The 9,437-nt window shown below is 36.7% G+C and carries 9 protein-coding genes; 5 read left to right on the top strand and 4 right to left on the bottom strand.

The features are described from left to right. Positions 1 to 3: 3 nt before the first annotated feature. On the bottom strand, positions 4 to 1,479 hold the full coding sequence (proS, locus tag BBH99_RS04725; protein ID WP_066692660.1) for a proline--tRNA ligase: 1,476 nt from the start codon (positions 1,477 to 1,479) through the stop codon (positions 4 to 6). A gap of 142 nt (positions 1,480 to 1,621) precedes the next feature. Here proS and BBH99_RS04720 point away from each other — a divergent pair, with 142 nt between their 5' ends. Beyond that, complete coding sequence (locus BBH99_RS04720; RefSeq protein WP_066692658.1) at positions 1,622 to 2,677, top strand: prolyl-tRNA synthetase; 1,056 nt, start codon at positions 1,622 to 1,624, stop codon at positions 2,675 to 2,677. Between the two features lie 32 nt (positions 2,678 to 2,709). Continuing rightward, complete coding sequence (locus BBH99_RS04715; protein ID WP_066692657.1) at positions 2,710 to 4,113, top strand: OmpP1/FadL family transporter; 1,404 nt, start codon at positions 2,710 to 2,712, stop codon at positions 4,111 to 4,113. A 76-nt stretch (positions 4,114 to 4,189) separates the two neighbouring features. Here BBH99_RS04715 and BBH99_RS04710 read toward each other — a convergent pair whose 3' ends face one another. Then, the gene (locus tag BBH99_RS04710) at positions 4,190 to 4,897 is read right to left on the bottom strand and encodes a ZIP family metal transporter (protein WP_066692662.1); all 708 of its coding nucleotides are present in this window, start codon (positions 4,895 to 4,897) and stop codon (positions 4,190 to 4,192) included. A 2-nt stretch (positions 4,898 to 4,899) separates the two neighbouring features. Continuing rightward, a complete protein-coding gene (locus tag BBH99_RS04705) occupies positions 4,900 to 5,625 on the bottom strand; it encodes a class I SAM-dependent DNA methyltransferase (RefSeq protein ID WP_066692655.1) in 726 nt (241 codons plus the stop codon). 137 nt (positions 5,626 to 5,762) lie between these two features. Here BBH99_RS04705 and BBH99_RS04700 point away from each other — a divergent pair, with 137 nt between their 5' ends. The 3 genes from BBH99_RS04700 (at position 5,763) to BBH99_RS04690 (ending at position 8,427) form a co-directional block, all read left to right on the top strand. After that, complete coding sequence (locus tag BBH99_RS04700; RefSeq protein ID WP_066692653.1) at positions 5,763 to 6,929, top strand: THUMP domain-containing class I SAM-dependent RNA methyltransferase; 1,167 nt, start codon at positions 5,763 to 5,765, stop codon at positions 6,927 to 6,929. A 7-nt stretch (positions 6,930 to 6,936) separates the two neighbouring features. Then, complete coding sequence (locus BBH99_RS04695) at positions 6,937 to 7,338, top strand: hypothetical protein (RefSeq protein ID WP_066692651.1); 402 nt, start codon at positions 6,937 to 6,939, stop codon at positions 7,336 to 7,338. 84 nt (positions 7,339 to 7,422) lie between these two features. Further along, the gene (locus BBH99_RS04690) at positions 7,423 to 8,427 is read left to right on the top strand and encodes a glycosyltransferase (protein ID WP_066692649.1); all 1,005 of its coding nucleotides are present in this window, start codon (positions 7,423 to 7,425) and stop codon (positions 8,425 to 8,427) included. Between the two features lie 275 nt (positions 8,428 to 8,702). On the opposite strand, the gene BBH99_RS04685 is transcribed toward BBH99_RS04690, so the two are convergent. Next, a partial coding sequence (locus BBH99_RS04685) for a PLP-dependent transferase (RefSeq protein WP_185111041.1) occupies positions 8,703 to 9,437 on the bottom strand: 735 nt, incomplete at its 5' end.

Below are 9,437 nucleotides of genomic sequence, written 5' to 3'. Positions count from 1 at the left end.
TTATTAATACGCTTTTGCGAATAATACACGTCTCTTAGAAGGTTTCCCGGAAATCAAAGAAATACCTTCTTCTACGTCATCATCTAAAGGAATACATCTGATGGTAGCCTTAGTTTCGTCTTTAATCTGTTCTTCTTCTTCAGCAGTACCATCCCAGTGGGCATAGATAAATCCTCCTTTTTCTTCAAGAACGGTCTTAAATTCTTCGTAAGTATCAACTTTGGTGATGTTGTTTTTTCTGAATTCAAATGCTTTGTTATAGATATCCTGCTGAATCGTTTTCAATAACTCTTCAATATAAGTATCTAATCCTTCAATAGAACGAACTTCTTTAGTAAGATTATCTCTTCTTGCAATTTCCACAGAATTGTTTTCAAGATCTCTTGGTCCCATAGCAATTCTTACCGGAACACCTTTCAATTCATATTCTGCAAATTTCCATCCTGGTTTGTTTTGTGTATCATTATCAAACTTAACAGAAATGCCTTTCGCTCTTAATTTAGCCTGGATATCTAAAGCCACTTCACTGATCTGTGCCAACTGTTCTTCTCCTTTAAAGATCGGAACAATCACTACCTGAATTGGAGCTAAAGTTGGAGGCAGTACCAATCCGAAGTCATCAGAGTGGGTCATAATTAAAGCACCCATCAAACGGGTAGAAGTTCCCCAGGATGTTGCCCATGCATGTTCAATTTTTCCTTCTTTGTTAGTAAATTTTACATCAAATGCTTTTGCAAAATTCTGACCTAAGAAGTGAGATGTTCCTGCCTGAAGGGCTTTTCCATCCTGCATTAATGCTTCAATACAATAGGTTTCATCTGCTCCTGCAAATCTTTCAGAAGGTGTTTTCAGCCCCTGAACTACAGGAATTGCCATGAAGTTTTCTGCAAAATCTGCATATACTTTATTCATTTTTTCAGCTTCCTCTACAGCTTCTTCTCTTGTTGCGTGAGCTGTATGACCTTCCTGCCATAAGAATTCTGCCGTTCTTAGGAACAGACGGGTTCTCATTTCCCAACGTACAACGTTTGCCCATTGGTTGATAAGGATAGGAAGATCTCTGTAAGATTGAATCCAGTTTTTATAGGTATTCCAGATAATTGCTTCAGACGTAGGACGAACAATTAGTTCTTCTTCCAGTTTGGCATCCGGGTCTACAATCAGTTTAGAAGGATTATTCGGATCTGTTTTTAATCTGTAGTGGGTAACTACTGCACATTCTTTTGCAAAACCTTCTGCATTTTTTTCCTCAGCCTCAAATAAGCTCTTGGGCACAAAAAGCGGGAAATATGCGTTAACGTGACCTGTTTCTTTGAACTTTTTATCCATTTCATCACGCATTTTTTCCCAGATTGCATAGCCATACGGTTTGATTACCATACATCCACGCACTCCTGAGTTTTCAGCTAAATCAGCTTTTACAACCAGCTCGTTATACCATTTGCTGTAATCTTCGCTTCTTGAGGTTAATTTTGCCATTATCTTTTAAAATTTTTTTAACTTTTGCACATTATTGTTATCTAAAAATAAAAATCTATTTTTGATAGATTTTTTAATCAGTATTGGTACATTTTTGGTACAGATTGCAAATATAATTTAAATTAAAAATTTTTACGTTATCATGAAAAGAAATATACATAAAAATTTGCTTGGTCTGCTAAAATCCAAAGGGATACTGGCAATATCAGGCGGATTATTGCTTATGTCTTGTGGTGCTCAGATGGGAGGGTATAGCGAGACAGATGGGGTATATTATGACCCCAACAAGGATACGCTGCCGGAAGGAGTTATCATTAATGGTGGCGGAAACAGAGTAGGTGATTACTATGACTACTATCAGGATTCCAATGTGATTCAAAATGCACAAACAAATTCCCGAGAACAGCAAAATAAATATAATGAATGGAGTGATGTGAATGCCAATTGGGGAAATGCTACAAACTCTGACTGGGGGATGTATGCAGGCTCTCAAACCAATTACTATGACAATTCCTGGGGCTGGGGCTATCCTTGGTATGGAGGATATAATCCATATTGGGGCTGGAACCGTGGCTGGGGCTGGGGTGCTGGCTTATCATGGGGTTGGGGCGGATCCTTCGGCTGGGGCTGGGGTGGCTCTATAGGTTGGGGATGGGGAAGCCCATACTGGGGATATTCTCCTTACTGGGGTGGATATTATGATCCGTTCTGGGGAGGCTATTACGGTAACCCATACTGGGGCTACGGAGGCTACTGGGGTGGTTATAACAGAATTTATATGAGAAGCGGTAATAGCGGTTCCGGTTTAAGTAATGCTGTATACAGAACAAATACTGCCAGAAACAATAACGGATTTAGAAATAGTTCTAATGGAGGTTTCAGAGATCAGAATTCCGGTGGATTTAGAAATGGAAATTCAAATGGAAGCTTCAGAAATGGAAACTCTGGTGGATTCAGAAACTCAAATGGAGGATTTAGAAATTCAGATTCAGGAGGTTTCCGTAATTCTATGCCTCAATCACAGCCAAGATACAATAATGGCGGATTCAGATCCGGAGATTCAGGAGGCTTTAGAAACAGTGGCGGATTTAATAATTCCGGTGGTGGTTTCAGATCTGGAGGTTCATCAGGAGGAGGTAGCTTTAGAGGCGGTTCATCCGGTGGCGGTGGCGGATTCAGATCCGGTGGATTCAGATAATATTCAACTTCTTAAAAACTATTAAAAAAATAATGTTAAAAAAATCTTTAGTATTAATGGGTATTGCTGCTGCATTTTATGCGCAGGCTCAGGATGTTTCATTAATAAGAAATACTGTAGATGTTTATTCAGGCACTCCAATGGTAGGATCTGCTAAGTTTAATGCGATGGCAGGTGCTAATGGAGCATTGGGAGGTGATGCAAACTCACTGCTTACTAACCCGGCAGGTTTAGGGGTGGCTATTTCAGGAGAGGTTTCTGCAACTTTATCTGTTATGGGTAATAAGAACAAGACGTCTTTTGGAGGGCAAACCATTGATTATAGTAAAACAAAAGGAGACTTGGGAAATGCAGGCGGAATAATTGCTTTTCCTTTAATGACTGAGTCTGCATGGAAGTTTATTAATATTGGAGTTAACTTTTCAAACCAATCACTTGATAATGTTATCCAAACGCCGGGAAATGCTAATATAACAGCAACTTTACCTGATGGAGCCGCTACATTAGCTGCACATGCCTATTCAAGATATGGAAATTTATCAAAAATGAGTTTCGGTGTTGGTGCTAACTATAATCATAACTTCTATATAGGAGCCGGACTGAATTTTTTTAATGCTTCTGTAGATCAGTATGATAGATTAGGGCTTCAAATGACTAAGAATAATTTTGTTGATGTTTTTGACAGGCAAGATACTCCTTATTCAGAAAGATCTTCAGGGTTCTCCGCTTCAGTTGGGGTAATTGGAAAATTAAGTCCTAATTTCAGGTTAGGAGCATCTCTTGAAACGCCTACATTCTGGAATATAGACCGTGATTTTAGCTTTTACAATAATCCAGACTATGGAAATGGTGTAGGTACGGAAAGCAGAAAGCTTACTTCTCCCTTCAAAGCAACTGTAAGTGCAGCATTTGTTGCCAGCAAAAACTTTTCATTGAACGTAGACTATACATTAGGTCTTTCAAAGCCTGATTATAAAGTATATGGTACCATTGAAAGGGATCTGAATTCTTTCTTCAAAGATAATTATAAGAATATGTCGGAAGTAAGAGTAGGAGCAGAATATAGAGTGCAGCAGCTAAGATTAAGAGGAGGGTATTCTTATTTATCTAATCCGATTGATGCACTTACGATCAGCAGATTTGATAATGCAGGTAATGTAGGAGATCAGTCTTACAGTAATCTTATGCTAAGCGACAGAAACTTGCTTTCCTTTGGTATTGGGTATGATTTCAAATCATTCTATATTGATGCATCTTATCAAAATGTAACTTCAAAATATAGCAATCCTTTTATGAGAGCTGTTATTGGAAACGATTATGACAGTGCTTATTATTCATTGGATTCAAAATCTATCTATGAAAGTGATGCTTATGCAGTAAGTGAAGTTAAAAACAGCAGAAACAACTTCTTCCTTACCGTTGGGTGGAAATTCTAATTTCCATTGGGTAATGAAATAAAAATAAAAGCTCTGAATTACAAAATTCAGAGCTTTTTTGTGTTTAAAAATAAGTTTAATGATGATGGAAAAGATGCATAATCAGGGCAAGGGAAACTCCTAATACTACGAGTCCTATTTTAACCCAGTCAATATTATGGTTCTTATTGCTTTCAAAAATAATGACCGATGAAATGTGAAGGAAAATTCCGCCTACAATAGCCAGAAAATAAGGCTGAAGATTCGGATTAAAATAATTGCCCAATAACATTCCCATAGGAGAGGCCAGTGCAAAAAGGGCTACAATCAATAGAGACGGATAAGAAGATGAACTCTTTGATTCTCCTTTTCTGTTGAATAAAAATGCCCCCAGAATAAATGAAATAGGAAGATTATGAAATACAATTCCTAAAAGATAAGGTGATAATTCATGTTCTTCATTGGCTAAAGGAATACCTTCAATAAAAGCATGGATAAAAAGACCTACCATTAAAGCTACCGGTAGAATATTATGCTCACTGTGATGATGAAAATGGCCGTGTTCAAAACCTTTGGTAAGCGCTTCCAGGATCATTTGCAGAAGAACTCCTGCAATAACGAATATTCCCAGGCTGCTGCCTGCTGAAGAAGTATACACTTCAGGGAAAACTTCATTCAGGCAGATCGTAATCAGGAAACCTGCACTTAATATCAATAGATTTTTAGCCAGCTTTTCCTTTTTACCAAAATGTTTACCCAGAAAAACTCCGGCTATGACACTTAAAATCAGTAAAAGTACTGTTATCATTATTTTTTCTTAAATAAATTGATGCAACGTGGAGAGCTTTCTTTATTAAAATCATTCAATTGGTAATCTCCCCAGATTTTTATTCTTTCAAAACCACAGTCTGAAGCATAAGCATGAATGGCTTCCAAAGTATGAAGCTTTACTTTTTCAAAGAAATGAAAAGACTGGCCTTCTGTTTCAAAACGGATATCTTTAATAACGTGTCTGCCTTCGATCTTTTTCAAAATCTTAAAATCAATATCACCACGGGTAATTACTGTTTCAGGGACCAGCGTGTTTCTTACATATTCTTCATTCAGATAATCTAAAACGAAATATCCTCCCGGTTTTAAGACGTTGTATACAGATTGAAAGACCTTTTTGTCATCATTTTCATTGTCAAAATAACCAAAACTGGTAAACAGGTTGAAAACAGCATCCATAGGATCTGCATCAATCGGGTTTCTCATATCGTGGACCTGAAAAATCAGGGTCTGATTTTCATACTGTTTGTCAGATTCAATACTTTGTCTTGAAAGGTCCAGCCCTAAAACATCATACCCCAGTTTGTTGAGGAAAACAGAATGTCTTCCTTTTCCACAGGCAAGATCAATGATCCTGGATTGGGGCGGAAGCTGTAGGTCCGCAGTAAGTTTTGTAATGAAGTTCTCTGCTTCAGTATAGTCTCTGTTGCTATACAACAAATGATAATAAGGGGTATCAAACCAAGATTCAAACCATTCCATAATGCAAAAATAACTAAATTTGTGGTCTTAAAAGCAAAGTATTTTACAACATGGAGAGATTGAAAAATTCAATTGATCGATGAACTGGGTAGTTAATCTTTTAACTATTAATGCTTTAAAACTTTTATTTCAAAATTATGGATATAGAAAATCTACAAATACAGATCAAAACATTCTTCGGATTAGAACAAATTCTGGCGGAGGAAATCAAGAAATTAGGAGGAAGAAAGGTTGAAGTGAAAAACAGAGCGGTTAACTGTGAAGGAGATCTTGGTTTTCTTTATAAAATTAATTATTCTGCAAGAACGGCTTTAAAGATCTTGGTTCCGATTCACCAGTTTAAGGCTTTCAACCAGCATCAGTTTTATGACAGGTTGTTCAAATTTGAGTGGGATGAGTTCATGGATGTAGATCAGTCTTTTTCCATTGATGCTACTGTGAACTCTGAAACATTCAAACATTCTCAGTTTGTGACTTTGAAGATGAAGGATGCGATTGTAGATTATTTTCAGGAGAAATATAAAAGACGCCCGAATGTAGAGACCAGAAATCCGGATATGAAGTTCCATCTTCATATCGACAGAGAGTTGGTGATGATCTCTTTAGATTCTTCCGGTGATCCTTTATTTAAAAGAGGATACAGAAGAGAACAGGGAGAAGCACCAATTAACGAGGTTCTGGCAAGCGGAATGCTGCAATTGGCAGGCTGGGATGGAAAAGGAAACTTCCTTGATCCGATGTGTGGTTCCGGAACATTATTGATTGAAGCGGCGATGATTGCTTTGGATCTTCCGGCTCAGATTTTCAGAAAAAGATTCGGCTTCCAGAACTGGAAAAATTATGATGCTGATTTATTCTCTAAAATCAAAGAATTCAGAATTAACAGGGTAAGAGAATTCAATGGTAAGATCGTAGGATTTGATATTGACGCCAGAATGCTGAATGCTGCCAGAATGAATGTAGAAGCAGCTGAAATGGAGGATGTCATTGAAATCAGAAAACAAAACTTCTTCGACTCTAAAAAAGATCTTTTCCCATTATTGATGGTATTCAATCCGCCATACGATGAGAGAATTTCTATTAACGATGATGATTTCTACAAAAAGATCGGCGACACATTTAAAACACATTATCCAAACACCCTTGCATGGTTAATTTCATCTGATCTGGAAGCGGTGAAAAAGATCGGTTTGCGTCCTTCAAGAAAAATCAAGCTTTTCAACGGAAAACTGGAAACAAGATTCCTGCAGTATGAAATGTATGAAGGAACTAAGAAAATCCATAAATTAGAGGATAAATCTTAAAGAGAATATGTCCTGGAATATTTTTGAAATATTGGAAACTGCAGCAGATGTGTTTTCTGTTGTGGCAACAGCACCGGTAAAAGATTCCGAAGCCCGCATCCGTAAAAAGGATAAGAAAAAAGATAAATATTTTACAGAGAAAGTCAGCGCAGGATTTATTCTTGCGTCTGCTGTTCTCTTTTTTGTTGTTTTTCATAAACCTCTGCCAATAGGAGATCAAACAACGGCTTTAATTGTGGCTTCATTAATAGGAACAGCCATTTCATCTTTACTGTTTTTTCTTCTGAATCTTATGGAGCTGTACTATTTCAAAAGTATTTTCAAACTACTGCTTTTCAGCTGCTCTGTGATTGCATTTTTTATTGCTTTGGTGATGTGTGTTTACTATAAATCCGGAGTGTTTATTTAATATTGTTAAAATTAATTCTCCCAATAAGCTGTTAAACTGTTTGTGGTTTCATCCACGAATAAGTAATTTTGAAAAATTTTCAATTTGAAACCTAGTATTTCTATTATTGTTGCCATTTACAACCGAAAGGATGAACTTTTCGAGTTGCTGAATTCTTTGACCCAACAGACTGATAAAGAGTTTGAGATCATTATCGTTGATGACGGTTCAATCATTGACCTGAAACCTACCATCAGAAATTTTGAAGGGATTCTGGATATTAAATATTTCAGAAAAGATAATTCTGGGCCAGGGTTGACAAGAAATTATGGAGCAAAAAGAGCAGCCAATGGATGGCTGGTATTTGTAGACAGTGATGTGATTGTTGAAAAAGATTATATTGAGCATATTAAAAAAGATATCCTGACGATTCCTTGTGATGCATTCGGAGGAGCAGATAAGGCACATAAAGGTTTTAATCTGATGCAGAAAGCAATATCATATTCCATGACTTCCGTTTTTACTACTGGAGGAATCAGAGGTAGTAAAAAGTCGGTTTCAAAATTTCAGCCCAGAAGTTTTAATATGGGTGTAAAAAAAGCTGTGTTTGAGAAAGTGGGTGGCTTTTCCGAAATGAGAATAGGAGAGGACCCTGATTTATCCATGACCCTTTGGGAAAACGGATTTACAACTGCTTTTTTTGATGATATTGCGGTGTATCATAAACGTAGAGTAGATTTTGGTAAGTTTTCCAAACAGGTATATCAGTTTGGCTGCGCAAGACCTATTCTTAATCAGAGACATCCTAATTATGTAAAAATATCCTTTGCATTTCCTACTTTATTTATGCTGGGATACATCATGGGATTTATTGAATATTTTATGCTGGGGAAAGGATTTATTCTTTCTTTCTATGGCTTGTACACGTTTCTGGTATTTTTCCATGCTTTACTTCTGACTAAAAATATCAGTATTGCCGGAATGGCGGTGATTTCCACCTATATTCAGATGTTTTCTTACGGATATGGATTCCTTAAATCCTGGATTTTACTGAATGTTTTCAGAATGAAGCCTGAGGATGCATTTCCGCATCATTATTACAAGAAGTAATACCATCAATCTGTAAAATTTAGTTTTGTTCGTAAAAAAGCAGGAGGCTTTATCTAGGGATTAATATTTTTCTTCCGCAGATTGCACAGCTGTTTTTCCTGATATTGGAATGGCTCTATGTATTTATTTTCTTGTTTTAAACGGGATAACAAGACTTATTCAATAGAAATGGGTTTTTACAAAAAATAAAAACTCCATTGGCTTTAGCCACAACCTAATAAAAAAAATAAAGAAGGCTGTTTCAATAGAAACAGCCTTCTTTTGTACAATAGAATTTAGGATATAGAAATGTTTTCATGGTTAAGAACTCCTACTTTCCGCATACATTCTTTCATTTTATAGTAAGTTCTTTCAATATCGTGATCCAAACCGATGGAGAATCTGATTAATCCATCAGAAATACCAATGGAAGCACGTTCTTCTTCCGGAATCTCAGATGAGGTTGATTTTCCTGAGCAGGAGAACAGGGTTTTATAGAAACCTAAGCTTACAGCCAGATAGCCAAGATTTTCGGTCTGCATCATTTCCATCAGTTCATTGGCCTTTTCTGTAGTTCCTGCATCAAGCGTTAATAATCCACCAAATCCATATTCTTTATCAATCATGCTCTTCATCAGTTCATGATTTTTATGGGAAGGTAAACCCGGATAAGATACTTTTAAGCCATCATGTTCAAATCTTTCAGCAAGATATAAAGCATTGTGACTATGTTGTTTTATTCTGATATGGAGGGTTCTCAGATTTTTCAGAATGCTTGAAGCTCTTAAACTGTCCATTGTAGGTCCTAGCAGCATACACGCTCCTGAGTTTACATTTTTAGTGTCATCAATAAATGCTTGTGAGCTGCAGTATACACCGCCAACAGTATCACTGCTTCCGTTGATGAATTTCGTTAAGCTGTGGATCACTACATCAGCTCCAAATAATTGAGGAGAAATAGAAAGCGGTGAAAATGTATTGTCTACAATCAGTTTTAAATTATGCTTTTTACAGATTTCGGAAAGTTTTCT

Source organism: Chryseobacterium contaminans, assembly GCF_001684955.1.
Taxonomy (GTDB): Bacteria; Bacteroidota; Bacteroidia; order Flavobacteriales; family Weeksellaceae; genus Chryseobacterium; species Chryseobacterium contaminans.
This window is presented reverse-complemented; position numbering and strand designations above follow the sequence as displayed.